Genomic DNA, 26,324 nt, shown 5'->3' with positions numbered 1-26,324 from the left:
TTATTTTAATATAACCAGCCGGCCGATTCAGTCAACCAGTAAATCGCAATTACCATCCGCTTACTGCGTCATTAAACATGTTGTTTGCCACTTGTGCCAAAGCTTCATCTGCTGCATTTGATTCTCCTTTGATAGGATCTTCATTGGTGTCATAGGTAGCGGCTCCACTAAATGATGAAGACCATTCGGCTTGCTCTTTATCAGTGTATTGAAATGTAGCTTGCACTCTGATGGTAACTTCATTACGACTAGTCTGTTGTTCGCCGGTAAGGCTAAATGCTTGATTAGCATAGGTTCTGATGGATCCCTCCAACACAGCATCAGCACCGTTGCGATTATTGGCCAGCTGCAGCTTTGTTTGATTAATAAATCGATCAACCAGAGCTTCATTAAGCCGATTGCTTAAATTGCTAACTCCCCCCGAAGACTGATCAGCAAAAAAAGGAATATAAATCGAATTGACGTCCTCTGGAATTGATGTACCGGTAAAACTGTATTTAAAACAGCCCGAAAGTGCCACACTGATGAACAGGAGGACTATCAATGATTGCAATCTATTGCAGTCCATATTGATCTAACTTACGGTAAAGAGTCCGTTCACTGATGCCTAATGCTTCTGATGCTTTTCGGCGATTGCCTTCATATTTATTGAGAGCTTGTTCAATCAAAAACTGCTCGGTTTTTTCAATAGAAGGGATATCGCCGCTGTTGAAAAATGAAGAAAACTCATTTTCCTCAGTCTCTTTCGAAATATCTGCTTCGGTATATGATTGTACACCAATATTTTCATCGGCATCTCCTACGTCAATATCCATGCTCGACATTTCCGTCTCATTTACTTCATCTTGGATATTTTGTGGCAGGGCTTTAATATTTTTTTGTGAAATTGTAGAATATAAAAAGTTAGCTAGCATCTCTTTGAGATCGCCAATATCATTTCTGAGTCCGACCAGGGCACGATAAATGAGCTGCTGGTCATCATCTCCGAATGCCCCATTTGATGAACTTTTCTGTTCGGCAAGCACAGGTAGATTATCCGCCTCACCGGTATGTTGGCGTCCCTTCAAATACTTTTTGAGTTTTTCCGTATCAACAAATTGAGATTTTTCGAGTACTACAAGCTGCTCAGCCACGTTTCGCAACTCCCGAACATTCCCCGGCCAGCGGTATGACTGTAATAGTTCTTTAGCATCATCGGAAAAACCTTTAAATACAGAATCATACTCAGCAGAAAATTCGGTAACAAATTTTCGAAAAATAGGAATAATATCATCAGGACGCTCCCGAAGTGGAGGAAGTTTTACTTTGACCGTATCAAGGCGATAGTATAAATCCTCGCGAAAAGAATCTTCTTGGACAAGTTCCCACAAATCTTTATTCGTAGCAGCAATTACACGTACATCGGTAGTTCTCACCTTGCTAGATCCTACGCGAAAATACTCACCAGTTTCTAATACTCTGAGCAGTTTTACCTGCACATTAGCAGGCATATCACCAATCTCATCGAGAAAAATAGTGCCACCGTTGGCTTTCTCAAAATATCCTTCGCGTGTTTCATGTGCACCGGTAAATGATCCCTTTTCATGCCCAAAAAGTTCACTCTCAATAATACCTTCGGGTATAGCACCACAGTTAACAATTACCAGCTCGTTGTGTTTGCGGTGACTTACATTGTGGATGGCTTTAGCCGTTACATCTTTACCGACGCCACTTTCACCTTGCAACAAGATGGTAATATCGGTATCGGCAACCTGTATAACTTTATCAATGACCTGCTTTAGTGCAGCAGAATCACCGATAAGTCCAAATCGTTCTTGAAATGCTTCGCGGTCCATAGAATAAACAGCTTCTTCTGAAAATACCTTTATTTTACCTAACCCTAAAGGTAAGAATTACTCGTTTAGATACATAAATATATTGTTGGTTAAAAGATGTGATAAGGTATGAATTAGAGATTTTGGTAGTTAAACACTCTGATAGACAAATTAAAAAGTAACGATTCTAAATTTCGTTCGTCATATTATATGCCTGATGTTCTAAGTCTGTAATACTGAATAGTATATTATATCTTCCAGCTTAGTATCATATAAAGTTAAGGAATGGACCGACAGGAAGAAGAAATTCAGTTAGTACAGGATATTTTAGATGGTGAGAGTCATCATTATGAAGTGTTGGTAGATCGTTATGCACCAATGGTTTTTAGTGTAGTTAATCGTTTTGTGAAGTCTGATGCAGATACAGAAGAGCTAGCTCAGCAAATTTTTGTTAAAACTTATGAGCGATTGTCTTCTTTTAAAGGGGATTCGAAGTTCTCCTCATGGCTATATATGATAGCAATGAATCATTGTAAAGATTATGCAAAAAATATTCGCCGACAGAATAAGAACTTTAACGAAGTTGATGATCATGTTTTGCATCAAAAAATGGATCAACATGAGGCAGCAGATGCAGCCATAGAAAATGCAGAATGGAATAACCTGATTAAAAAAGGCTTAGATGAAATAAATGATAAATATTCAAAGGCTTTTTTGATGAAATATGAGTCAGATATGACATATCAAGCGATGTCACAACGCTTGGGAACTTCTGTAAGTGCATTGAAGGTGCGGGTTTACAGGGCTAAAAAACAGCTAAAAGATTTTGTAGAACAAAACGGTTAAATGTTATGAATGAAAAAGATCAATTACTCCGGAAATATCTGGATAATGAGCTTTCTTCGGAAGAGGAGAAAGAGGCATTACACACAATAGCAGATGATGAGCATCTGCGCAGTATGTTACGTTTTGAACATCAACTGGAAGATAAGTTTGTCGGTAATAACAATACATCTGTGCCTGAAGGGTTTACCGATCAGGTTATGCACCAGGTTGGGGCAGAACAAACAGAAGAACATGTATCTATTTCTGAAAGACTCCGCAAATACTTTCAATACTTATGGGTGCCGCAGCAAATATCTTTACGACCGGTATATGCGTTTTCAATTGCACTATTGGTTTTGGCTGCTTTCTCATACTCATTCTTTTTATCAGGTACATTTGATTCAAACCAGCCGGTAATTGCAACAAACAACTCACAAGTTGGTAAATCAGTGCAACAGGTCTCTTCTGACAGAGAAAAGGTAATGATGCGGTTTATGTATGTAGATGAAGAGGCAAAATCCATTGCTGTAGCAGGTGATTTTAGTGATTGGGAGCCAATAGAAATGTCGAAACAGGTGATAAATGGAAAGACTATTTGGACAGGACTTGTTTCAATGTCGCGTGGTAAGCACAATTACATGTTTGTTAAAAACGGCGATAAATGGGTTACCGATCCGTTGGCAACGGTACAACACGAAGATGGCTTTGGAAATAAAAATGCAGTCGTGTATTTATGAGGATCTATTTATTAGTCATAATTCTATTGATATCAGGATCTACTGTTTGCTATAGCCAACATTGGCAAACAGTGGTATCACTGGATACGCGGGTCGGTTATTCGACTAATCAGTATTTAAATCCCTTTTTGTCCGAGTGGAATACCTCTGTAGAGTCAACATATAATTTCACTTCGCTCTTGGGCCAAACTTTTTGGCACCGGAACAATCATTCCATATCGCTAACCGGCGGAGTCTTGTATGAGCCTCTTTTTGAAACTCAATTTGGGCACTGGAAAGGAGCTTTAGGATTAGTTGACTATAACTATCGGCTTTCTAATAGTATTAGTTTAGGCCTTGAGGGTGGAGTAAGCCATCTTTCAAGTAATTACGACCGCACATTATTTTGGGCTCAACCTAAAGCTACCTGGTTTGTTTCTTCCTTTACGTTATTCCGGCTAAAGATGGGCCCTAATTTTAGAATGTATCGTAATTACCAGGGAGTAGCACAAAGCAATGATCAGTTTAACATATATAATTTAGAGTTTGAAACGTGGCCTAATTATCAGTGGCAAATCACAGCAGGATTGTCCGGTACGTTAAATAATCTACCTGATATTACTCAGGGATTTAATAGCAAAGTTTCTATAGCGTATCATCTTAGAAATGGTACTTCCATATCACTTAATGGTGGTATACAGCAGTATCAGTTTGATCAGACCACATCAAATACAGGCGGAGGTGGCAATTTCCCACCTGTCGGTGGGGGGCAGAATACTGCTTCCACAGTAACCAATACAGATCGAATTTACCGTTTAGGATTGAATGGCAATATTCCACTGAATGAAAGATTTACTCTTTTCACAGGAGTGAAAGCGCTAAAGTATGAGACTGTAAATGCCTCTATAAATGATTATCAGGTCTCGGGAGGCGTACGATTCAGTTTTGAACCTACCCTTAACACAAGTCAAGGTACAATAACGCCCGTATGGGATAAGAATATGGGGGAACAGCAAGTACGTATTGAGTATTCTGGGATGGACGATTGTACTTGGTAGGTGGTTTTAACAACTGGGACAAGACGGGAATACCTCTTACCAAACAGTCTGACAATATTTATGTCACCCAATTGTTGCTTTCAGTTGGTGCTTATGAATACAAAGTACTTGAGGTACAGGGAGATTCAGAAAAGTGGCTTCAATTTTCAAATGATACTTACACTGTTGACGATGGTTTTGGCAGTGAAAACGCAATGTTATTGATTGAATAAATTTGAGGAAATGATTATGAAATTGTCTAAACAAATTTTGATCTCACTTGTCAGTTGTTTCCTGTTATTACTTGCAGCAAGTGAAATAAATGCTCAGGAAAAGGATGTGTCTGTACTTGTTGAAGAAGCGAAAAAGGCAGGTATTAACCAAGCAAAAATAGCTACACTTCAAAAACGTGCGCAATCACGCGGGGTTAGTGACCAGTATATCGGGCAGATTTTAGAAACGGCTTTAGCAATGTCTGAAAAAAAATTACCAGCAGAAATGGCTTTAGAAAAGGCTCTTGAAGGTCTGTCTAAAGGGATACCCGGCGGACGTATTGTGCCTGCAATTAGCCAGATGCAAGAAAATATGACAAAATCAGCTCAGGTTGTAGATCCCTGGATCAAACAGAAGCACGTACAGCAAATTGTTAACAAGTCGGGCAGTGGAATGTCACAAGATCAATTCAGAACAGAAATGGTTCGATCTGTTTCCAGTTCATTTGCTCAGGGTATATCTACGGAAACGGTTAATGCAATGTTGTCTCAGATAGAGTCAAAGTCAATACTTGATAAAACTAATTCCACTAATATCGTAGTTGCAATGGGTATTTTTTCAGATTTACCAACCACAAAATCTGCCCCCAAAGCCTCTAGAACTTTTATTGCAAATGCATTAAAACGAGGATTTAATGCTGATGAGTTGCAAAAACTTCCTTCAGCATTACAAATGGGACAACAGCGCAGTCAGTTGCCAGCGGCATCTGTTGTAAATCGGGTATCTCAACAAATGAAAGGCGGAATCCCAGCCAAGAAGATTCTAGAAAACCTATTCAATGGAAATATAGGCGGTGGCCCTCCGGGTAATGTACCCAAAGGGCTTGAAAATAAGCCGGAAAATAAGGGCAAAAATAATAGTGGCGGTAATGGAAATGGCACCGGATAAAATATTTATACGATATTTTGAAAACCGCTTAAGTGGACTGTCAAAATTGGCAGTCCTTTTTTAATTGCGGGAATTATAGAAAGAGAGATTAAAATGTAACGATCCTTCAACTCACTCGTCCCATGGACAGAAATGGGAAAATATTCTCCGAGTAAACATTTTTAATCTCAATGAACGCCATTATGTTAAAAAAAGAATTACAGAATATATCGATATCCGACATATCATTTGTACTTTTTCTATTATTTTCATTCCTATTAGCGGGATGTGGTACTGGGTCTAATGGGGGAGCTGGAACTATGACTGTTGAAATGACAGATGCACCCATTGATTCTGCTGATGCTGTCAATGTCAATATTGAAAGTGTTGAGGTACAGTCACAAAATGGATCGGGCTGGATTACATTAAATAAGCCACAAAAAACATATGACCTTTTGGAGCTTGTAAATGGTGCCACAGAGGTAATTGGTACTACTGAATTAGAGGCAGGCACATACAGTCAAATTCGACTTATTCTTGGTGATAGCGGTCACAGTGTTGTAGTGGACGGAAAACCGTACGAAATGAAGGTTCCAGGTGGTCCTCAAACTGGAGTAAAGCTTAATGTTAATGCAGAAATTAAACCCGACATTGAGTATGTGTTACTCTTAGACTTTGATGCCAGCCGTTCTGTTGTAGAAGCAGGTCAGGCGGTAAATACTGCTAAATATCTTTTACAACCAGTCATCGAGGCAAAAGAAAAAGCGATTACCGGAAATATAGCAGGTACCGTGAATCCTGCTGATGCAGAACCTGTAGTTTATGCACTTGCGGGGAATGATACTTTATCTACCACCTTAGCAGATACTTCCAGCGGAGATTTCAAGCTTATTGGTTTAGAAGAGGGGAGCTATGATGTTTCTGTTGAACCAAGAAATAATAATTTCCAATCGAAGACCGTAAATAGTGTTAGTGTAACCGCGGGAAAGACAAATGATATTGACCCAATAGATCTTCAATAATTAAGGTTGTTCCTGTCCCCTCGGCCCGTATCCAATTGATTTTGGTACGGGCCTTTTTATTTATAGTAAGAATTCAAAAGAAGAATAGATTGGCCTAAACAGCAATAGCTTCTTGCTCAAACTCTTGAATACTGCTTTTTTTGATGACGTCACCCATCAGTGTAGCAGAAGTACAATCCGTAATAGTGACTTCCACATAATCTCCTTTTTCAATATGATCTTGTCGATCAAAAACAACCATTTTATTGGTATCGGTACGGCCACAAAGTTGTTCATCAGATCGTTTGCTGGTTCCTTCGACTAAGACCAGATGCCGGCGTCCAATTTCTTTTTGGTTAAGTTCTTCCTGTATATCCATTTGTTGTTCAATAATTTCTGAGAGGCGACGCTTTTTTACATCTTCGGGTACATTGTCCTCGTGTTTGCGCTGCGCGAGTGTTCGACCACGCTCGGAGTAGGCAAACATATAAGCCAGATCGTACCGTACCTTCGCCATCAGTGAGAGTGTATCTTCATGTTCCTCTTCAGTTTCGTCACAAAAGCCGGCAATAATATCCGTTGATAAGGTGACGCCCGGAATAATATCACGCATCTTTTCAACTAGATCGAGATACTGTTCTCGGGTATAGGGACGTCGCATGCGTTCGAGCACGTCATTATTTCCGGATTGGGCGGGGATGTGAATATAGTTACAAAGATTTGGCTGCTCGCTGATAATTTCCAACAATTCTTCCGGAAAATCCTTGGGATGGGGAGAAGAAAACCGGATGCGCATTTCCGGATTGACCTGGCTGGCTTTATACATTAAGTCAGCGAAAGAGTTATCCCCGTCGTCATAGGAATTTACATTTTGTCCCAGCAGGGTCACTTCTTTGTATCCCTGATCACTGAGTTGCTGTAATTCATCAATGATGCTTTCCGCATCGCGGCTGCGTTCACGGCCGCGGGTAAAGGGCACCACGCAAAAGGCACACATGTTGTCACAACCGCGCATAATGGTTACAAAAGCACTAACTCCATTATCATTGCGCCGCACGGGTTTAATGTCGGCATATGTTTCTTCGAGAGAAAGTAGGGTATTTACCGCTTTTTGTCCGTCACCCACATCAGCTAACAGTTTCGGCAGATCGCGATAGGCATCAGGACCAACAACCAAATCTACAAGTTCTTCCTTTTCCATAATTTGGTCGCGAATCCGCTCGGCCATACATCCCAGCACGCCTACGGTCATGTCGCCATCTCTTTTTCGTTTAAGTGCCTTAAACTCTTTCAAGCGATTCCAAACACGTTCTTCGGCATTTTCGCGAATAGAGCAGGTGTTAACAAAAATAACTTCAGCGTCTTCGGGTTCATTAACCGGCTCCATGCCTTCTTCCATCAAAATGGAATTGACGATCTCTGTGTCAGATACGTTCATCTGACAGCCGTATGTTTCTATATAAAAGTTGCGTTGATCCAATGTGGATAGGATTTATTGCTGATTAATTGCGTCTGTAAATATAAGAAGAGATTAGCTATTTATGAAAGATAGCAAAATTACTTAGGCCATACTTCAGGTTTCTTGCGCCATTCGGCCAATGTCTTGAGGTGGCTTTCATCTACGAAATCATTTTTGCTTGCTACATCAATAAGTGTAGCATAGTCGGTAAGGGTATAAAGAGGTACACCAGCATTATCAAAACGATTCGTTGACTTATCAAAACCGTAGGTAAATATGCTTATTACAGCTTCAATTTCTGTTCCAATAAACTCTAGCGCCTCAAAAACTGAGATGGCAGAACCACCGGTAGAAATAAGATCTTCCAGCACAACGGTTGTTTCCCCTTTTTGGATACCACCTTCAATTTGATTTCCCATTCCATAGGCTTTGGCCTTGGCACGGACGTATGCCATGGGCTTGTCCATATTTTCAGCCACCCATGCAGCATGTGGAATGCCAGCTGTTGCAGTACCGGTAATTACGTCAATATCAGCAAATTTATCTTCAATGAAGGACACAAATTTTTGGGAAATTTTCTTGCGTATTTTAGGATACCGCATTGTCAGGCGGTTATCACAATAAATAGGAGAGTTCCAGCCCGAAGACCACGTAAACGGATCGTTAGGACGCAAAACAACAGCGTTAATATTAAGGAGATCAAGTGCTAGTTCTCGGGCAAACTGTTCATCAATAATCATAAATAAAAAATCTTACTTCCAGATAGTTACTAACTGTATTTACGTATATCAATTAAATTACTTGAAGCGTTAAAATAATTCCTTTGAGACACAAAAAGGCATAAAAACCTGCTAACAGATCATCAACCAAGATACCCCAGCCACCCGGAAATTGCTGTAGCTTATCAACGCCGAGTGGTTTTTGAATATCAAAAAAGCGAAAGAAGATAAATCCGGTAAACAGTAGTGCCAGATCATAGCTCAAGGTACCTGTAAACGAGATGGCAATAAAACCCATGCCTTGTCCGGCAAATTCATCCATCACCAGTGGAGAGGGGTCGCCGCCCCAAGTTCGTTCGCATTCTTCCGATACCCAAACAGTTAAAAAAGAACAAAGGATGGTAAACAAAACCATTCCGTACCAAGGGGTGTATGTGCCGATAAAGTAAATTGGAACAAGAGCAAAAAGGCTACCCCATGTTCCCGGTGCATTGGGAAGAAATCCTGCGTAAAAAAAACTGCCCAGTATAGGTTTAAGTTTTGGCATCTTTGTGATAAGAAAAAAGGTTTTTGTTAATATAAATATATTCAAATCCTGAGTACACGGTAAGTACGACAATCAGCATCATCAGCCACTCCATGATACCGGTTTGCATAAGCCAGATACAATATGAACTCAGCCAAACATCTGTTTCAATAAACACTCCAACGAGCAAAGCTAAATACAGAAAAAACATCTGTCCCATCGTTTTAGCTTTGGCAGTAAGACGCGTATCCATAGTGATATTTCGATAGTCTGCTAAAATACGCATGCCGGTTACAATCACATCCCGCAAGACGATGACGCCTACGGCCCACCATGGAAATTGGCTTGCATCAATAAAGGGTAAACAGATAAAACCTGCAAAAGTGAGGAACTTGTCGGCCAGAGGATCGAGGAATACACCATATTCAGTCTGTGCTTGATAAAGACGGGCAATATATCCGTCAAAAAAATCAGTTACCACAGCAACGGCAAAGATGCCCACACTTAGGGCACGCCACACCACCTCATCTTGCACATAGAGCATCAGAAAAATGGGAGCTAAAACAATGCGAATGGAACTTAATATGTTGGGTAATTGTCGCACGTGTCAAAGATAGTAATTGTAACATAGAATTAAATCTTTTTTGCCGTAAAATAAAGTGCTTCGAAAAGCTGGGAAAGATTGATTATTTTTGTCTTCAATTTTTAGCTACAATCACTGCTTCGTAAAATGGAATGTCACATTATAAGTATCGGAAACGAACTGCTTATCGGGGATACCGTTAATACCAACGCCAGTTGGCTGGGGCAACGGTTGACGGAGTCCGGCGTGGATGTGACACAGGTACACACCATTCGTGATGAACTGAATACTATGAAGTCAGTATTGCAGACAGCACTTCAGCAAGCAGATTTAGTGATCACAACCGGCGGACTTGGCCCCACCCACGATGATATCACTAAAAAAGCTATTGCTGAACTTTTGGGATGTGAACTGGTTGTGGATCAAGATATTTTGTCATTTATAAAAAATATTTTTGAAAAACGAGGCATTCCTTTCAGTAAATCGAATTACCATCAGGCAGAAGTACCTGAGTGTTGTGAGGTATTGTTTAATACTCAGGGTACGGCACCGGGATTGTGGTACAACGGAGAGCAGGCGGCCTTAGGTGTCTTGCCTGGCGTCCCTTTCGAAATGAAGCATCTGACCAACAATAAGTTACTACCTAAAATTAATTCCATATCCGGCGATCGCAGGTATCGGTTTTCACATTACTTGACCACTGCCGGTATTGGAGAAAGTACACTCAGTGACGAAGTCATTGGCGATTTATCATCCCTTTTAAATGATAATGTAGAAGTGGCATATTTGCCGAGTCCACAAGGTGCACGTATCCGTGTTAGTGGGTATGGACGCTCCCAGGATAAAATTAATGAGCGGTTAAATCCTGTGTTAGATCATATTAGGGATAAAGCCGGTACCTTTATTATTGGCGAAGGTAAAGATTGTAGCCTCTCTGCCGAAGTGGGGAAGGTGTTGCAGAACCAAAAGTTGACAATGGCTGCGGCAGAGAGCTGTACCGGAGGTTATATTGCGAATGCCGTTACCGACATTCCGGGAAGTAGTGATTATTTCGTAGGAAGTGTTACTGCTTATGCAAACGCAGTAAAAATAAAAGAGCTGGGAGTCAGTAAAGAAGTAATTGAAACAAACGGAGCCGTTAGCAAAGAAGTAGCACTGAAAATGGCAAAAGGAGCAGCTCAAGAGCTAAATGCTGATATTGGTATTTCAACAACCGGCATTGCAGGTCCCGGTGGAGGTTCAAAAGAAAAACCAGTGGGGACAATATGGATTGGTTTTTGGGCCCAAAACCAACATTTTGCGCTGCAAGCGTTATTTACAAATAAACGACTGATTAATAAAGAACGCAGTGCAGCTGTCGCACTAGAGACTATACGACGCAGCATACTTGATATTTCAGAAATGCCCTACGGACTCAAAAAACATTCGGCTTGAAGATACAGCGAATCATATTCATTCTTATTTTTTGTGTAGGTCTGAGTTCTTCTACAGTAGCACAAGTTAATTCCACCGACCTTGATTCCACCAATATTGATAGTACTGTACTACAGCCTGTAGGTTTTTCTGATGGGGATTTAAGTACCGGTAACGACACAACCAAAGAATCATTTAAAGTGAGGCCGTGGGAATTTCATGCTCCGCTGGCAAGCTATCTTGCAGAGACTGACAGCACGCTTCGCTGGCAAAGTTGGCCTGACTGGACCTACAAACTTAGTCGCGATCCGGGTGTTATACCTTACCGAATGGGGACAAGCCTCAGGAGTAATGCCGTACAACGTTTTGCCCATGAACCGCGTCATCAGCAGTTGTACTGGGAGGGTATTCCAATGAACGATCCCGTTTCTGGTGCAGTGAACTGGGAGCGGATTCCAGAACATAAAATTGGGGCTTTTTATAACCAGGATTTAGGAACGCAATATCGTTCTACCTATTACTTAAAACAGTATTATCTTAGTAAACCGCTATCAAGACTTATTTATAGTGAAAGCAAGTTTTCGCACCGTAATTTAAAGTTTGAAGTCAGCCATAACCTTTCTCGACGTACCAATGTGCAGCTTAGCTACTGGGATCGGCGAACAGGAGGTGAATATCCCAACTCTGAGGTAACGGGCCGACAAATTTTTGCGAAAGTGAGCCACCATTTAAGTGAAAACCAGTATCTCAAACTCAATTTTGTCAATAATAATTTTGATGTCGGTCGTCCTTTTGGATATAGCACCCAGGATCTACGGCTTTTTCCCTTTGACCGCTTTACTGCTGTTGCAAACGAACCATCAGCAAAGTCGCAAGAACAAGCAAATACACTTGCACTAACGTATTATCAGCGTAGTGCCGACTCTACCGAAGTGACCGACAATCTACATGCCGGTATCTACTATAAGAAGAACGCTCGCTCGCTTAACAGCTCTACTGATTCAACGAGCTATGCCGTAAAATCGGCAGGTATTATGGGCAAAAAATGGTGGCGGATCGGTGGATTATCATTACAAGCATCGGCTAATTACCAGCAATTTTTTAATCAGACGAAAGTCAATGGAAGTCTGCCGGCTGATGATTGGTCACTGTTGGATACTGAGGGGAGAGTTACGCTCGACTTCACACCAATTATTGATTTTAAGGGGGGAGTAAATTTTAAATACCGGAGTGATGGCTTCCAATCTTACCGCGTTAATATGAGTTCCGATATTTCCGTTGGTCCGCTTACGATTACTCCTGGCGTATCCAGTGGAACGGTGATGCCGACTATACAGCAGCTGTATTGGAATTCGGCCTCGTATCAGGGGAACCCATCCTTAAAAGAAGAAAAAATACAGGAGGGTCATGCCATGGCTTCGCTTTCATTAGGACCGAGTGCAAAAGTGGGCTTGAGAGCTCAACATAAAGATATTATTGATGGCCTTGCTATTGTTGATAGCTCATTTGTAAATATTTCGAATTATGCGTCCCAATCGGCTGCAGTGTTTTTCGAGTGGGACCCTACGCATTTTGAATTTGACGGATCGGTAAACCTCCATCGATTTACCAATAGCTTGCTCAATTCGAAGACTTCTATTGCTATGGATCCAGCCAAACGAGTTTGGCTGAAGGGGAGTGCTTATTGGAAAGGATATATGTTTGATCGGGCAACATATGTTAAAGTGGGCGCTTCTGGAATGATTTCTCCTTTTCGTTACCAGGCCGACCATTACCAGCCCCAGCTTAACATCTGGCAACCGGTAAGTAACGATCAGCGGCTGCCGTTTTTTACGAATGTTGATATTGATATTTCGGCCCGCGTTCGTTCTATCATTTTTGAATTAAGCTGGGAAAATGTATTTGATGATGTTAGTCAACTCGGCTACTTTGAAACTGCACAATATCCGATGTCTAGCCGGAGGTTTATTTTTGGCGTCCGCGCTCTTTTTAGAAATTAATGATTGGTGAACCATGAGCTTAAAATATGTCTTTAAAGAAGGGTTTTATAGTTTTCAACGAGCTAAACTGGCTTCATTTACCTCCATCTTTTCGCTCTTTATCGCTATTCTTTTACTGGGGGTTTTAGCACGGATCTCATACAACGCCTACGAAGTGGGGCAGACCTTAAAAAAAAGTATTGATGTAGAAGTATTTTTACTTGATCTGGATCAGCGAACAAAAGACCAGCTCGAAAGTAAACTGGTTGATAATAATCTTATTGAGCAAGTAAACTATATATCCAAAGACAGTGCGGCTGCCATTTTTGAGAAGGAGTTTGGGTCGGGGGGGAGCTCACTGGCTGATCTAAAATTTCTGCCTGCCTCTTTCCGGTTAGATATAAATCCTGATACAAAAATTACAACGGTTGATTCATTGGTTTCGGAGATCAAGGATTACCGTGGGGTAGATGATGTACGATTCAACCAGCAGCTCTTACAGCTGTTGGAAAACAGGTTTCGTACCGTTGCTTTGGTAGGCGGTGGATTGGCACTGTTAATTTTACTTACTGCTTTGGTACTCGTTTTCAATACCATACGACTAACCATTTATGCCAAGCGAGGGCTTATCAAAGCCATGAAATTAGTTGGGGCGACTAATTCATTTATTCGTCGCCCGTTTGTTGTTGAGGGAGTGATACAGGGATTTATTGCAGGTATTGCCGCTGTAGGAGTGACATACGTTACATTCCAGTATCTGTTACCGGTATATATTCCACAGTTTGGAGTTTTGGAATGGCCCTATGGACGGTGGTATTATTTGTGCGGAGCTATGGTATTGCTGGCAATAATTATGGGCTTCTGGGGAAGTCAGTGGGCAGCCCGCCGATTTATTAAAAAGACTTCTATTTCAGAATAGATTGGGCACCGAAGTTGATCGGGGAGTGGTTGTTTGATATTTAAAGCTATTTACGTCCGTCTTTAACGTAAATAGCCTTCGATTGTCCTTCTCCGGTAGAGCGTTCTTCAATTTCGAAAAGTTGTATTGCATCAACGAGTTCTCCCAGTTTCTTATAGCCGTAATTCCGAGGATCAAATTCCGGGGATTGTTTAGCAATATAACTGCCTACTTGTCCCAGGTGAGCCCATCCGCTTTCATCAGAAGAAGCTTCAATAGCATTGCGAACGAGTTTTACCAGCTTGGTATCCTGTTTTAATTCATTGGTGCTCATACGATTAAAAGACTCGTCAACGGACGCTTCTTCACTGCGCAATACCTCTGTGTAGATAAATTTATCACAAGCTGCTACAAATGGATCTGGAGTTTTTTGTTCCCCAAATCCATAGACGATAAGTCCCGATTCGCGAATGCGAGCAGCCAGCTTTGTGAAATCACTGTCGCTCGAAACCAGGCAAAAGCCGTCAAAATTGTGAGTATAAAGCAGATCCATAGCATCAATAATCATAGCGCTGTCGGTAGCGTTTTTACCAGTGGTGTACCCGAATTGTTGAATAGGCTGTATGGAATGCTGTAGTAGGTGTTCTTTCCATCCACGCAGTTTTGTGGATGTCCAGTCGCCGTAGATACGTTTTACATTAGCGGTACCGTATTTTGCAATTTCTGCCAACAGTCCTTCAACAATAGCCGGTTGGGCATTATCCGCATCAATGAGAACTGCTAACTTTTGTGTTTTATTTGTATCCATGGGTTTGAAAAAGTAAATCCAATATTTTTTATTGCCAGATCAATTAGTGCTCGGAGTATTAGGCAAGGTACAGTCAAAACGAACAAACACCAAGTAGCAACTGTGGGATATGGGATCATTCGGCGCACAAGAATATCTTTTCCAATAGTTGATGTACCTCATCAGAGGCTGGAAATATCGATTCCAACAGATCACTGTAGAAAATCTTAATATAGAGTTAACAAAAGTCTGCATTTTTTCAGCTACTTTATTTGCTTAAAAATCAGTGCATCAATACTCACAATTCATAACCAATAGATTAATGAATATAATAAACAAAGCCTTTGCGTTTTTATTGATTCTCAGTGGATTTTTATTCACTTCTTGTGGTCCATCAGGACCTTCTAAAGAGATTAAAATTGATGGGTCCAGCACGGTTTATCCGATAACGGAAGCCGTTGCCGAAGAATATCGTAGTGAAGCTCCCAACACACGAGTAACCGTTGGATTTTCAGGGACCGGTGGTGGATTTAAAAAATTCTTGCGGGGCGAAACAGATATTAATGATGCATCAAGAGCAATAAGTGCCAGTGAAACTGAAACAGCCAAAGAAAACGGTATTGATTACGTTAGGCTTTCCGTTGCTTTTGATGGGTTGGCCGTTGTTGCTAATCCTGAAAATGATTGGGTTGATTATCTGACAGTCGAGGAACTGAAAAAAATATGGCGTCCTTCTTCACAGGGGAAAGTCACCCATTGGAGTGACGTTAGAGAAGAGTGGCCTGATAAAGAACTACATTTGTTTGGTCCCGGTGTAGCATCTGGTACTTATGATTATTTTACTGAGGCCATTGTGGGTGAGAGCGGATCTAGTCGAGGAGATTTTACCGCTAGTGAGGATGATAACGTACTTGTACAGGGAGTAAGTACTGATCAAAGTGCATTAGGTTTCTTTGGGCTCGCATTCTATGAAGAAAATATGGATAAGCTCAAACTTGTACCTATTGAAAATGAGAACGGCAAAAAGGTAAAACCCAGTATGAAAACGGTATCCAACGATACCTACTCTCCGTTGTCTCGTCCTTTGTTTATTTATGTAAACAAAGAAGCCGCAAAGCGTAAACCAGTACAAGATTTTGTAAACTTTTATCTTAGCAATGCCGGCAAGCTTGCAAAGCAGATTGGTTATGTCCCCATGCCTGATTCTGCTTACCAGGCACAAAAAGAAAAATTCAAAGCTTTCTATTCTCAATCTGATACTACTACAGCCGAATAATAATTGTTACTGCTGTCATAAATTGGCAGCAGTATTTTTACTTTAAGCAGCACTTATGAAGGTAAAAGAAAAAATTATTGAAAAGATACTGGCGGCCTGTGCACTTATTACCGTGCTTACGACCGTCGGTATTATTTTGATATTAACCATTGAGGCTGTCAGCTTCTTTCAGGAAGTTTCCATTATTGAGTTTCTTACGTCTACCGAGTGGACACCACTTTTTACCCAAAAAAGCTATGGCATTTTGCCATTGTTGGCCGGAACTGCCTTAACAACGATGATCGCCATTGCCGTGGCTTTGCCGATAGGATTAATCATCGCCGTATATCTTAATGAATATGCGCGCGAATCGGTTCGCAAGGTTTTAAAGCCACTACTTGAAATTTTAGCTGTTGTGCCAACGGTAGTCTATGGTTTCTTTGCTCTGATGATTGTGACGCCTTTTCTAAAAACTTTTATCCCTGGTCTATCTGGCTTCAATGCTCTTTCGCCGGGAATTGTAATGGGAATAATGATTATTCCGTTTGTTTCTTCGCTTAGTGAAGATGCATTGAGTTCTGTTCCCGACTCACTCCGACAGGCGTCGTTTGGCATGGGATCTACAAAATTCCAGACGGCTTTTCGGGTAATGGTTCCGGCTGCTTCTTCGGGGATTATCGTGTCAGCAATTTTAGCAATTTCGCGGGCAGTGGGCGAAACAATGATTGTGGCTATTGCGGCCGGACATCAGCCTCGCTTTACGCTCGATCCTACTGTACCTATAGAAACGATTACGGCCTATATTGTACAGATAAGTATGGGAGATGTGCCGCATGGATCCACTGCTTATCAAACAATTTTTGCAGCAGGTATAACCCTGTTTGTTTTTACTTTTATACTGAATAACATCAGCTATTGGATTAAATCAAGGTATCAGCAAAAATATGAATAGTACCGAATCAAGCAGGCTAAAAGACAAAGCATTTCGGTATATAGGGATGGGTACAACCATTGCCTGTGTATTAATTTTAGCTATTTTTATCGGATTTATTCTTTACCAGGGAATAAATCGATTGGGATGGGATTTTTTGATGGCTCTTCCGTCTCGCTTTGCTGATCAATCTGGTATTTATACTGCCTGGATTGGCACGCTCTGGGTGTTGGGCTTGACAACTCTTATTTCTTTTCCGCTTGGCGTGGGTGCCGGTATCTATCTTGAGGAATATGGGAAAGATACGTGGTTGAATAGTTTTTTAGAGATCAACATTGCAAACCTGGCCGGAGTGCCATCTGTAATTTATGGATTGTTGGGGCTTGAGGCATTTGTGCGCATCATGAAAATGGGAAACAGTATATTAGCGGGATCACTGACCCTCGCACTATTAATTCTACCAATTATTATTGTTTCTACACGAGAGTCCATCCGCGCGGTTCCCAGTTCTATTCGTGATGCATCTAATGCATTGGGAGCCACAAAATGGCAAACAATATGGAACCAGATATTACCGGCTTCGTTTGGTGGAATACTTACAGGTGTTATATTGGCTTTGTCTCGAGCAGTAGGAGAGACGGCACCGCTTATTGTTGTAGGGGCGCTTGCATATGTACCATTCGCTCCGCAGGGACCACTGGATGAATTTACAGTGCTCCCCATCCAAATATTTAACTGGGTTACACGTCCCCAGCATGAGTTTGTTATTAATGCTGCAGCAGCAATTATTGTACTATTAGTAATTACATTTGCCATGAATGGCATTGCAGTTTATTTGCGCAATCGCTGGCAAAGCAAAATGAATTGGTAATTTTATTTTCAATAACTAGGTAATAAAAACCATGGAAGCAGAGTCACAGAGTCCTAAAGCGACGAATGTGGAAACAAAGCCTAAGCTGCATTCTGATGATCAGGAATATAAGCTCCGGGCAGAAAATATTGATGTATTTTACGATGATTTCCAAGCCATAAAAAATGTCAGCCTAAATATTGTAGGCAACTCGATTACGGCTTTTATTGGTCCATCCGGTTGCGGAAAATCAACTTTTTTGCGCCTTTTTAACCGGATGAATGATTACATTGATGGATTTAGTATGAATGGAGATATCTATATGGAGGGCAAAGATATTTATGATCCATCTATAAAGGTTGAAGAGCTTCGCAAAACAGTTGGAATGGTATTTCAAAAACCTAATCCGTTTCCAAAATCCATTTATGAAAATGTTGCCTACGGACTTCGTATTCAAGGTATAAGCGATGAAGATTATATCGAAGAGCGTGTTGTTGAATCGTTAAAGCAAGCTACCTTATTTGAAGAGATTAAAGACAACTTGGATAAACAGGCAACAGCCCTTTCCGGAGGGCAACAGCAACGGCTATGTATAGCTCGCGCTTTGGCAGTAAAGCCATCAGTATTACTTATGGATGAGCCTACCTCGGCACTCGATCCCATTTCATCGGGTAAAATTGAGGATTTGGTTCATGAGCTTAAATCAGATTATACAATTGTCATCGTTACGCATAATATGCAGCAGGCCGGGCGGGTAAGTGATAATACCGCCTTTTTATACATGGGATCGCTTATTGAGTACGGTGACACACAGAAAATTTTTACTAATCCTGAAAAAGACCGCACACAAAATTACATTACAGGGCGGTTTGGCTAAAAGGAGCTGCAAACTACATTAAAACTGAATACCAATGTCACAACACCTAGATACCGAAATTAAGCTGTTAAAAGATAACATCCTGGAACTGATGTTTTTGGTTAAAAATCAGCTTGAAAAAGGAAAGAAAGCACTTGATAATTTTGACGAGGAACTGGCCCACGAGATTATGGCCAACGAAAAGCGGGTTGACAGTCTGGAACTCACTATCGATCGCGACTGTGAAAATCTGTTGGCCTTGCATAACCCTGTAGCCGTTGACCTGCGGTTTGTGATGGCTGCCTTTAAAATTAACTCTGATCTTGAACGAGTAGGGGATCATGCAAACAGTATCGCAAAATACATCATTGATTTTGGGGGCAGTATCGATGAGAAAACCGTTGAGACAATGCGTTTGGAGGAAATGTACAAAACATCTGTCCAAATGATGACCAATGCTTTTAATGCGTTTATTACCGAAGATACTGAGCTGGCACGCCGGGTGTTCAAACTTGACCGTACCCTAAATGAAATAAACCGAGAAGTCTCAGAGGTTACCTCGGAATTGATCAAGAAGGATGTAAAAGAGACAAAGAACTACCTTTACCTGTTTTCAATTATCCGTAAGTTAGAACGGGTTGGGGATCTCACGAAGAATATTGCCGAAGAACTTATTTTTTATATCGAAGCAAAGGTGCTAAAACATCAGAAGATGAAGTCAAAAAATAATTCAGATTCTGGTGAAGAAGAGGAGTAGTTTAGCACCATAGATTGCACATGTTTGGCAAAAACCAAACCGCTGTCAATGGCCGGCATTTTTAACTAATGATCAGCACATAACACATTTATTGGTATGAAACACATTGGTTTATTATGTACAGCATTGCTATGTATTTGTTGTACACTCACATCCCATGCTCAAGAGTCTTTAGGGCAAAATGGAACCCTCAGCGGTACTGTCTTTGGAGATTACTATTGGATGGCGAAGAATAATGACAGTAATATTCAGAATAAAAACGGGTTTTGGTTTCGTCGTATCTATTTGACCTATGAACATCAGCTGGGTGAATCATTTTCGAGTCGGGTCCGGCTGGAAATGAGTTCTTCCGGGGATTTCCAGTCTGATATAGAGATGGAACCCACTGTAAAAGATGCTTATTTAAAATGGCAGGGGGAGGACCATGCTATACTGGGTGGTATTTCCTCAACACCTACATGGGGACTGGTTGAAGATGTATGGGGCTATCGGTCAATTGAAAAATCACCGTTGGATTTGTTTGACTTTGGAAACTCTCGTGATTTCGGTGTTTCTTTTACAGGTAGAATCGGTGATTCAAAAAAGATTAAGTATCATTTTTTTGCAGGAAATGGCAACAGTAACAAGCCCGATATTGATAAGGGCAAAAAGCTGATGCTGTCCGTCGGTTATTATATTAACGACCACATTGTAGTTGAAGGCTATGCCGACTGGAATAACCGAACAAACGGATTAGATTCATATACAAGCCAACTATTTGCCGGGTACCGCTCAGAACCATTTACCATTGGTGCTCTTGCAGCTGTACAAGACCTTGAACCTTTGGACAATATAAGTGAAACAACAGTCGATCTAGTATCGCTGTTTAGCCATTTTCGTCTTGAGGAAAATATAAAAGGATATTTGCGGGCAGATCACCTTTTTGGCCGGTACATAGGGGGTAGCAGTAATTCTTACATTCCATTTGCTGAAAGAGGAGAACCTACAATAATAATTGGTGGATTCGACTTTTCTCTTAATGAGCAAGTACATCTGATGCCCAATTTAGAGACTATTGTCTATAATGAAGATGCCTCCGGGTTATCCTCAGAAACTGATCTAGTTCCTCGGCTAACATTCTTCTTTGAGTTTTAGCACATCTGATGTAGAGAAGAAAGGGGAGTGGGTGCTGCTGGATTCGAACCAGCGACCTCATGCGTGTCGGGCATGCGCTCTAAACCAGCTGAGCTAAGCACCCAATTAGCAATTGGGGTATTGCTTTCGGTTGGCAAATATAGCCATCTTTATGCCTATATCGCAACTAAATATTTTAATATTCTTTGTTACTGAATAAGTAAGAGAGTTTTGTAAATCACTCCCTTAATACTTTCAGCTCTTGGGGAGGTTTTGTATTTTTAAAGACTTAAAAGTAAAAGAAAATTACCAATGGCTCAGCGCAGACAGGCAAGGGAAGCAGTATTGCAAGCTCTTTATGCCGACGAATTCGGCAATGGAAAGTGGAAAAATATTATACAATCGGTTATCAAACCTAGAATTACGGACGATAAGAAAACCTTTAAGTTCGCTGAACGACTGTTTCTTAAGGCCGTGAATAACAAACCTGATGTGGATGAGATAATAAAATCTCATATCAATAATTGGCGTATTGAGCGTTTAAATGCCATAGATCGGCAGGTAATACGAATGGCCATTACCGAATTTCTCTTTTTTGAACAAATTCCTACTAAGGTATCAATGAATGAGGCCATTGAACTAGCAAAAAAGTATTCCACAAAGAAATCAAGTAACTTTGTGAATGGAATTTTAGATTCTGCTCTTAAGCAATTAAATGAAGATGGGCGAATCGTTAAGAAAGGACGCGGCCTCATAGAAACTTCTCTCAATAAATAGCTATAGTTAAATAAACAAGTGAGTAAACAAAAATTTATAGCCATTGGTGACATCCACGGTTGTTATAAGTCCGTTAAATCGTTATTGGAGAAGTTAGCTCCTTATGAAGATCGTCAAATCATTTTTATCGGGGATTATATTGATCGTGGACCCGATTCCAAGAAGGTGATAGACTTGCTTCTTGATTTTCAAGAACAGGCTAACTGTGTGTTCCTGAGAGGTAATCATGAGCAAATGTTGCTGGATGCCTATGAAAAAGATAAAAGGTCGCTATGGATGATGAATGGCGGCCGCACTACACTTGATTCGTATGGAATTCAAGAGACTATTAAGCCTCTTCCTGATCAGCATTATCGCTTTTATGAAGAAACGGAGATGTACTACAATACTGATGATTACTTTTTTGTACACGCCGGACTTTCACCCGCAAAAACTATTTCCGAAAGCCTTCAAGATCCCAAAGAAATGAAGGAATTTCTCTGGGAACGTTCACATTTGAATGCTATTGAAAACCCTTGGGAAAAAACGGTAGTCTTTGGACATACGCCCAGGCCGCATCCGCTGGTTCGAGATAATATGATCGGTATAGATACCGGTTGTGTGTATGATCGAATGGGTTATGGGAAATTAACTGCCGTAAAGCTTCCCGAAGTGGAGTTTATAGATCAGGTGTGCCTAGACCAATAAAACAGATTTTTTAACATTTTTAATTATTTGTAATACATGAGTTTACGTTGTGGAATTGTAGGACTTCCTAATGTTGGTAAGTCCACTTTATTTAATGCACTTAGTGATGCAGGCGCTGATTCTGCGAATTTCCCTTTTTGTACTATCGATCCCAATATTGGAGTCGTACCCGTACCTGATGAACGGCTCGACCGTTTGTATGACATTGTGGGTTCTGATGAAAAAATTCCTACAAGTGTAGAATTTGTTGATATCGCCGGACTGGTAAAGGGAGCCTCCGAAGGTAAAGGAAAGGGCAATGCTTTCTTGTCACACATTCGTGAAGTTGATCTGATTGTCCACGTAGTACGCTGCTTTGATGATGAAAATGTAGTACATGTGGAAGGGGACGTAAACCCTACCCGAGATGTTCACATTATTGAAGATGAACTAATCCTGAAGGACCTTGAATCCGTTGAGAAAAGACTCGAAAGCCTTCAAAAAGAAGCAAAAAGTGGAGAAAAAGAGACACTTAAAAAGCTGGAAATTGTAGAACAGCTGCAGGAACATCTCGCAAATGGTAACGCCGCCCGTACTTTTGATGCGGATGAAGAAGAACAAAAAGCATATCGTGAGCTTTTTCTATTGTCTGACAAACCCGTGCTGTATGCATGCAATGTTTCAGAAGACGATATTAATTCGGGTAATGAATGGGTGGAGGAGGTTCAGCAAATTGCCGACCGTTTTGATGACGAAGTAGTTACCTTTTGCGCCAAAATTGAAGAAGAAATTGCGGAACTGGAAGAAGAGGAAAAACAAGCCTTTTTGGAAGAAATGGATGTTGAAAGTGGCGGCCTGCAGAGACTTATCAGGGCGGCATATAAAGAGCTGGGGCTTATTACTTATTTTACTACTGGCCCAAAGGAGACTCGGGCATGGACGGTTCGTAGAGGCGCAAAGGCTCCCGAGGCAGCAGGAGTCATACATAGCGATTTTGAGCACGGTTTTATACGCGCTGAGACGGTAAGTTTTGAAACCTATGAAGAGTTGGGATCAGAAAAAGCAGTCAAAAATGCCGGGGAAATGCGTCAAGAGGGGAAAGACTATGTAGTGCAAGATGGTGATGTGATGCTCTTCCGATTTAATGTATAATACCTTTTATCATCAGTATATTTACTGGCAGTTGAAAGCTGAATCCGGAATGTATGCTGCAAACACCAAAATTATTCTTGCTCAGTAGTTATTCTTGCAGTATCCGCGGGGACATCTGATGGGTTGATACGATCATGTACTACCCACGATTTAGGATAGTGCTCTTTGATTAGTTTGGAAAACGTATTGGCCTTATCTCTGACCTGAAAGTCGCCAATGCGAACCTTAAAATAAGGCTGATTAAATGATACATATGTTCTGGGATTATAGCCGTTTATAGTTGTGTCTGCCCACGCCCGAAATGAAGCAGCCAAAGAATCAGCTACTTCGACATCTCTACTCGACAGGATCTGAACACGGAAACCATTAAATGGATTTTTGTTTACCGAAGATTCGCTTGCCTTCTGGGTAAATTGTTTAGGCATATCATGCTTTTGAGACAAATAAACGTCACTTAAACTACTCCGATTGTTGTTAAGTAGTTGTTGAAGTTCTGATATGCTTCCGGTCTCTGCGGTGCTATCTGTAGTAGTTTTTGGTGATACCTCCGATGATTGGGGTTGTTTAGTGGTAGAACAACCGGCTATAAAACCAATAGTAATGATGATGAAAAGGACAGCTAAATAACGAAAATCAATCATAAAGTTTTTAAAGTCCAACAGGGTGCCAAGTGGTTTTTGTTTCTTGAAAGTCAGTAATAAAATAAGGGGATTCTGCTTCTTCGCTTTGCCAATCGGTTATGGGCGTATATCGAATCCGCTTAAGATTTAAAGTGCCATGCTCATCAATTTGTTTCCGTTTTTCTTGTTCAATTTCATCCGTGTAGAAAAACGCATTAACATCCATGTGAGTAGTCATATGTTCCAGTAACTCATCGCGGTAACCGGTTAAAATATTAACTACGCCGCCTGGTACATCAGAAGAATGCAAAACTTCGGCAAAACTGACGGCAGAAAGAGGATATTTTTCGGACGCAAGAATAACACACGTATTCCCACCTACAATAACAGGAGCCATTACTGAAATTAATCCTAATAGCGGTCGTTCTTCTGGCGCCCAGATATTGACAACACCCATCGGTTCGGGCATCGAAAAGTTAAAGTGGTTGCTGGCCACCGGATTAATGCTGCCAAATACTTGTTGGTACTTATCCGACCATCCGGCATAGTAGATGAGTCGGTCGATAGATGCATTTACCTCGGCTTCGGCTTTTTTTGTTTTATAGCCAACGGTCTCCAGCTCATCAACAAATTGGGCTTTACGCATTTCCAGCATTTCTGCAATACGATATAAAATTTGTCCCCGGTTATAGGCTGAACGACCATTCCAATCTTCAAAAGCATTACGCGCCTCTACAACAGCATCACGGACATCTTTGCGGGAACACTGGCAAGCATTTGCCAGTATTTCTCCATCCCCGTCATAAACTTCGTAATGGCGCCCCGATTCTGTACGAGGAAAATTGCCGCCAATATATGTTTTATACGTTTTTAACACTTCAACTCGATCAGACATAATAGTACCTGTGTAATCTGTGTTCTATTTTAATTTTACGTATGGATACAGTCCGTGCAACCCACCTTCGCGGCCTTCACCGCTTTCTTTATATCCTCCAAAGGGAGAAGTGGGATCAAACTTATTGTACGTATTAGCCCAGACAATGCCATTGCGAATATTACTGCTCACATTAAATATCTTGGATCCTTTGTCAGTCCATACGCCACCGGCCAATCCATAAGGCGTATTGTTAGCTTTTTCGATTCCCTCTTCAACCGTCCGGAATGTTTGGATAGTGAGTACAGGACCGAAAATTTCTTCCTGCACAATTTTGTTGGATTGGCTGACATTCGTAAACAGGGTAGGGCGGCAGTAGTATCCTTTTTCGGGTAGCTCACAAGAGTTCTGATACATGTCAGCCCCTTCATTAACGCCAACCTCCAGATATTCATTTATTTTATTGTATTGCTGTTCAGAGTTAATAGCACCAATATCTGTATTTTTATCCAGTGGATCCCCGACAATAAGTGTCTCCATGCGGTCGCGGAGTTTTTGTATAACTTCATCGGCAATACCTTCCTGTACAAACAGGCGGGAACCGGCACAGCAAACATGCCCCTGGTTAAAGAATATCGCATTAATAATGCCTTCCACAGCTTGGTCAATAGGGGCATCCTCAAAAATAATGTTGGGTCCCTTACCGCCAAGTTCTAATGTATATTTGGTATCCGTTCCGGCCAGTGATTTTTTGATAATCTTTCCGACTTTTGTAGATCCGGTAAACGCAATTTTATCGATGTCATCGTGATTGACGATTTGCGAACCTGTTTGTCCGGCACCGGTCACAATGTTAACAACCCCATCCGGCAGTCCGGCGTCCCTACAGAGTTCAGCAAACTTTAAGGCTGTCAAAGAAGTAGACTCGGCAGGCTTGAGCACCACAGTATTGCCTGTAGCAAGGGCAGGAGCAATTTTCCATGCCAGCATCAGCAGTGGAAAGTTCCAGGGAATAATCTGTCCTGCCACACCTAAAGGCTCAGCCTTGCGGGCAGGGAAGGCATATTCCAGTTTATCAGCCCAGCCGGCATAGTAGAAAAAATGCGCAGCAGCTAACGGTACATCCACATCACGAGATTCTCTAATAGGCTTACCACCGTCCATCGATTCAAGGATGGCAAATTCACGAGCCCGTTCTTTAATTAAGCGAGCAAGGCGAAATATATATTTACCACGCTCTTTGGCTGATATGGTTGACCAGCTTCCTTCAAAGGCTTTACGCGCTGCCTCAACAGCATTATCCACATCCTGTTTGGTTGCTTCAGCAAAGGATGTTAATGACTGTTCAGTAGCGGGATTTATAGATTCGAAATATCTTCCCTTAGTAGGACTTACAAATTCTCCGTCTATAAATAAATTATACTGTTCTTCTATATCGACAGAATCGGTACTTTGTGGAGCATCATCATATTCCCAGAATCCATTAAAATCGAGCTTACTGTTGGGCGATGAAGGTTTAAACCCTTTTTCCACCGTTTCGGCATCAGCAGTTTGTTTTTCGTCATCCATAACTGTC

General features: G+C 41.2%; 28 protein-coding genes and 1 tRNA gene. 18 read left to right on the top strand and 11 right to left on the bottom strand.

What is annotated here, in order from left to right; all coding sequences use genetic code 11:
- Positions 1–49: 49 nt before the first annotated feature.
- Together LX73_RS02820 and LX73_RS02815 are read right to left on the bottom strand one after the other, a co-directional pair.
- Positions 50–553 (bottom strand): LptE family protein, encoded by a 504-nt coding sequence (locus LX73_RS02820; protein ID WP_246138147.1) that lies wholly within the window; start codon positions 551–553, stop codon positions 50–52.
- Between the two features lies 1 nt (position 554).
- Positions 555–1,835: a sigma-54 interaction domain-containing protein gene (locus tag LX73_RS02815; RefSeq protein WP_148897950.1), complete on the bottom strand. Its 1,281-nt coding sequence runs from the start codon at positions 1,833–1,835 to the stop codon at positions 555–557.
- Between the two features lie 264 nt (positions 1,836–2,099).
- Between LX73_RS02815 and LX73_RS02810 the strand changes: the two genes are divergently transcribed.
- The 6 genes from LX73_RS02810 (at position 2,100) to LX73_RS02785 (ending at position 6,554) form a co-directional block, all read left to right on the top strand.
- A complete protein-coding gene (locus LX73_RS02810; RefSeq protein WP_148897949.1) occupies positions 2,100–2,660 on the top strand; it encodes an RNA polymerase sigma factor in 561 nt (186 codons plus the stop codon).
- Between the two features lie 5 nt (positions 2,661–2,665).
- Positions 2,666–3,376 carry an early set domain-containing protein gene (locus LX73_RS02805; RefSeq protein WP_148897948.1) on the top strand — a complete coding sequence of 237 codons (711 nt, stop codon included), beginning with the start codon at positions 2,666–2,668 and terminating at the stop codon, positions 3,374–3,376.
- Positions 3,373–4,413 (top strand): hypothetical protein, encoded by a 1,041-nt coding sequence (locus LX73_RS02800; protein ID WP_148897947.1) that lies wholly within the window; start codon positions 3,373–3,375, stop codon positions 4,411–4,413. The genes LX73_RS02805 and LX73_RS02800 overlap by 4 nt, the downstream gene beginning before the upstream one ends.
- Entirely contained in the window at positions 4,401–4,625 is a 225-nt protein-coding gene (locus LX73_RS02795; protein ID WP_148897946.1) for a glycogen-binding domain-containing protein, read from the top strand. The genes LX73_RS02800 and LX73_RS02795 overlap by 13 nt, the downstream gene beginning before the upstream one ends.
- Entirely contained in the window at positions 4,618–5,553 is a 936-nt protein-coding gene (locus tag LX73_RS02790) for a hypothetical protein (protein ID WP_211359346.1), read from the top strand. Before LX73_RS02795 ends, LX73_RS02790 begins: the two co-directional genes overlap by 8 nt.
- 170 nt (positions 5,554–5,723) lie before the next feature.
- Positions 5,724–6,554, top strand: coding sequence for a DUF4382 domain-containing protein (locus tag LX73_RS02785; RefSeq protein WP_148897944.1), 831 nt, complete (start codon positions 5,724–5,726; stop codon positions 6,552–6,554).
- A gap of 94 nt (positions 6,555–6,648) precedes the next feature.
- On the opposite strand, the gene miaB is transcribed toward LX73_RS02785, so the two are convergent.
- The 4 genes from miaB to LX73_RS02765 form a co-directional block, all read right to left on the bottom strand.
- Positions 6,649–8,013: a tRNA (N6-isopentenyl adenosine(37)-C2)-methylthiotransferase MiaB gene (gene miaB, locus LX73_RS02780; protein WP_281289650.1), complete on the bottom strand. Its 1,365-nt coding sequence runs from the start codon at positions 8,011–8,013 to the stop codon at positions 6,649–6,651.
- Positions 8,014–8,090: 77 nt separating this feature from the next.
- On the bottom strand, positions 8,091–8,732 hold the full coding sequence (gene pyrE / locus LX73_RS02775; RefSeq protein WP_148897942.1) for an orotate phosphoribosyltransferase: 642 nt from the start codon (positions 8,730–8,732) through the stop codon (positions 8,091–8,093).
- A gap of 52 nt (positions 8,733–8,784) precedes the next feature.
- Positions 8,785–9,258 carry a phosphatidylglycerophosphatase A family protein gene (locus tag LX73_RS02770; protein ID WP_148897941.1) on the bottom strand — a complete coding sequence of 158 codons (474 nt, stop codon included), beginning with the start codon at positions 9,256–9,258 and terminating at the stop codon, positions 8,785–8,787.
- Positions 9,245–9,841 (bottom strand): CDP-alcohol phosphatidyltransferase family protein, encoded by a 597-nt coding sequence (locus LX73_RS02765; protein ID WP_246138146.1) that lies wholly within the window; start codon positions 9,839–9,841, stop codon positions 9,245–9,247. Before LX73_RS02765 ends, LX73_RS02770 begins: the two co-directional genes overlap by 14 nt.
- Positions 9,842–9,967: 126 nt before the next feature.
- Between LX73_RS02765 and LX73_RS02760 the strand changes: the two genes are divergently transcribed.
- From LX73_RS02760 to LX73_RS02750, 3 genes are read left to right on the top strand one after another with little or no spacing between them, the layout of a single operon-like run.
- The gene (locus LX73_RS02760) at positions 9,968–11,254 is read left to right on the top strand and encodes a competence/damage-inducible protein A (protein WP_148897940.1); all 1,287 of its coding nucleotides are present in this window, start codon (positions 9,968–9,970) and stop codon (positions 11,252–11,254) included.
- Positions 11,251–13,233, top strand: a complete 1,983-nt coding sequence (locus tag LX73_RS02755; protein WP_148897939.1) for a putative porin — start codon at positions 11,251–11,253, stop codon at positions 13,231–13,233. The genes LX73_RS02760 and LX73_RS02755 overlap by 4 nt, the downstream gene beginning before the upstream one ends.
- Before the next feature lie 13 nt (positions 13,234–13,246).
- Positions 13,247–14,131, top strand: coding sequence for a cell division protein FtsX (locus LX73_RS02750; protein WP_148897938.1), 885 nt, complete (start codon positions 13,247–13,249; stop codon positions 14,129–14,131).
- A gap of 46 nt (positions 14,132–14,177) precedes the next feature.
- On the opposite strand, the gene LX73_RS02745 is transcribed toward LX73_RS02750, so the two are convergent.
- Positions 14,178–14,918, bottom strand: a complete 741-nt coding sequence (locus tag LX73_RS02745; protein ID WP_148897937.1) for an NYN domain-containing protein — start codon at positions 14,916–14,918, stop codon at positions 14,178–14,180.
- A gap of 301 nt (positions 14,919–15,219) precedes the next feature.
- Here LX73_RS02745 and LX73_RS02740 point away from each other — a divergent pair, with 301 nt between their 5' ends.
- The 6 genes from LX73_RS02740 to LX73_RS02715 all read left to right on the top strand — a co-directional run bounded on the left by LX73_RS02740 (position 15,220) and on the right by LX73_RS02715 (position 20,680).
- Positions 15,220–16,173, top strand: a complete 954-nt coding sequence (locus LX73_RS02740) for a PstS family phosphate ABC transporter substrate-binding protein (protein ID WP_148897936.1) — start codon at positions 15,220–15,222, stop codon at positions 16,171–16,173.
- A gap of 55 nt (positions 16,174–16,228) precedes the next feature.
- Positions 16,229–17,104, top strand: a complete 876-nt coding sequence (gene pstC / locus LX73_RS02735) for a phosphate ABC transporter permease subunit PstC (RefSeq protein ID WP_148897935.1) — start codon at positions 16,229–16,231, stop codon at positions 17,102–17,104.
- On the top strand, positions 17,097–17,954 hold the full coding sequence (pstA, locus tag LX73_RS02730; RefSeq protein ID WP_148897934.1) for a phosphate ABC transporter permease PstA: 858 nt from the start codon (positions 17,097–17,099) through the stop codon (positions 17,952–17,954). Before pstC ends, pstA begins: the two co-directional genes overlap by 8 nt.
- 31 nt (positions 17,955–17,985) lie before the next feature.
- Positions 17,986–18,810 carry a phosphate ABC transporter ATP-binding protein PstB gene (pstB, locus tag LX73_RS02725; RefSeq protein WP_148897933.1) on the top strand — a complete coding sequence of 275 codons (825 nt, stop codon included), beginning with the start codon at positions 17,986–17,988 and terminating at the stop codon, positions 18,808–18,810.
- 34 nt (positions 18,811–18,844) lie between these two features.
- Positions 18,845–19,546: a phosphate signaling complex protein PhoU gene (gene phoU / locus LX73_RS02720; protein ID WP_148897932.1), complete on the top strand. Its 702-nt coding sequence runs from the start codon at positions 18,845–18,847 to the stop codon at positions 19,544–19,546.
- A 96-nt stretch (positions 19,547–19,642) separates the two neighbouring features.
- Complete coding sequence (locus LX73_RS02715) at positions 19,643–20,680, top strand: hypothetical protein (RefSeq protein ID WP_148897931.1); 1,038 nt, start codon at positions 19,643–19,645, stop codon at positions 20,678–20,680.
- A gap of 28 nt (positions 20,681–20,708) precedes the next feature.
- Here the strand turns inward: LX73_RS02715 and LX73_RS02710 are convergent.
- Positions 20,709–20,783: transfer RNA gene (locus LX73_RS02710), tRNA-Val, on the bottom strand.
- Positions 20,784–20,971: 188 nt separating this feature from the next.
- Here LX73_RS02710 and nusB point away from each other — a divergent pair.
- The 3 genes from nusB to ychF are packed head-to-tail and all read left to right on the top strand — an operon-like array spanning position 20,972 to position 23,254.
- On the top strand, positions 20,972–21,436 hold the full coding sequence (gene nusB / locus LX73_RS02705) for a transcription antitermination factor NusB (protein WP_148897930.1): 465 nt from the start codon (positions 20,972–20,974) through the stop codon (positions 21,434–21,436).
- A gap of 18 nt (positions 21,437–21,454) precedes the next feature.
- Positions 21,455–22,123 (top strand): metallophosphoesterase family protein, encoded by a 669-nt coding sequence (locus LX73_RS02700; protein ID WP_211359345.1) that lies wholly within the window; start codon positions 21,455–21,457, stop codon positions 22,121–22,123.
- Positions 22,124–22,159: 36 nt separating this feature from the next.
- Positions 22,160–23,254: a redox-regulated ATPase YchF gene (gene ychF / locus LX73_RS02695; RefSeq protein WP_148897929.1), complete on the top strand. Its 1,095-nt coding sequence runs from the start codon at positions 22,160–22,162 to the stop codon at positions 23,252–23,254.
- 71 nt (positions 23,255–23,325) lie between these two features.
- Here the strand turns inward: ychF and LX73_RS02690 are convergent, their stop codons facing one another.
- Genes LX73_RS02690 through LX73_RS02680 form a run of 3 tightly spaced genes read right to left on the bottom strand, consistent with a single transcriptional unit; the run spans position 23,326 to position 26,317 of the window.
- On the bottom strand, positions 23,326–23,913 hold the full coding sequence (locus LX73_RS02690; RefSeq protein WP_148897928.1) for an SPOR domain-containing protein: 588 nt from the start codon (positions 23,911–23,913) through the stop codon (positions 23,326–23,328).
- Positions 23,903–24,769 carry an aldehyde dehydrogenase family protein gene (locus LX73_RS02685; RefSeq protein ID WP_148897927.1) on the bottom strand — a complete coding sequence of 289 codons (867 nt, stop codon included), beginning with the start codon at positions 24,767–24,769 and terminating at the stop codon, positions 23,903–23,905. Before LX73_RS02685 ends, LX73_RS02690 begins: the two co-directional genes overlap by 11 nt.
- A 24-nt stretch (positions 24,770–24,793) precedes the next feature.
- Positions 24,794–26,317: an aldehyde dehydrogenase family protein gene (locus tag LX73_RS02680; protein WP_148897926.1), complete on the bottom strand. Its 1,524-nt coding sequence runs from the start codon at positions 26,315–26,317 to the stop codon at positions 24,794–24,796.
- Positions 26,318–26,324 lie beyond the last annotated feature (7 nt).

Origin of the sequence: Fodinibius salinus, from assembly GCF_008124865.1 — a bacterium.
Classification (GTDB): Bacteria; Bacteroidota; Rhodothermia; order Balneolales; family Balneolaceae; genus Fodinibius; species Fodinibius salinus.
Note: the sequence above shows the minus strand (reverse complement) of the source record. Positions and strands in the feature narration are given on the sequence as shown.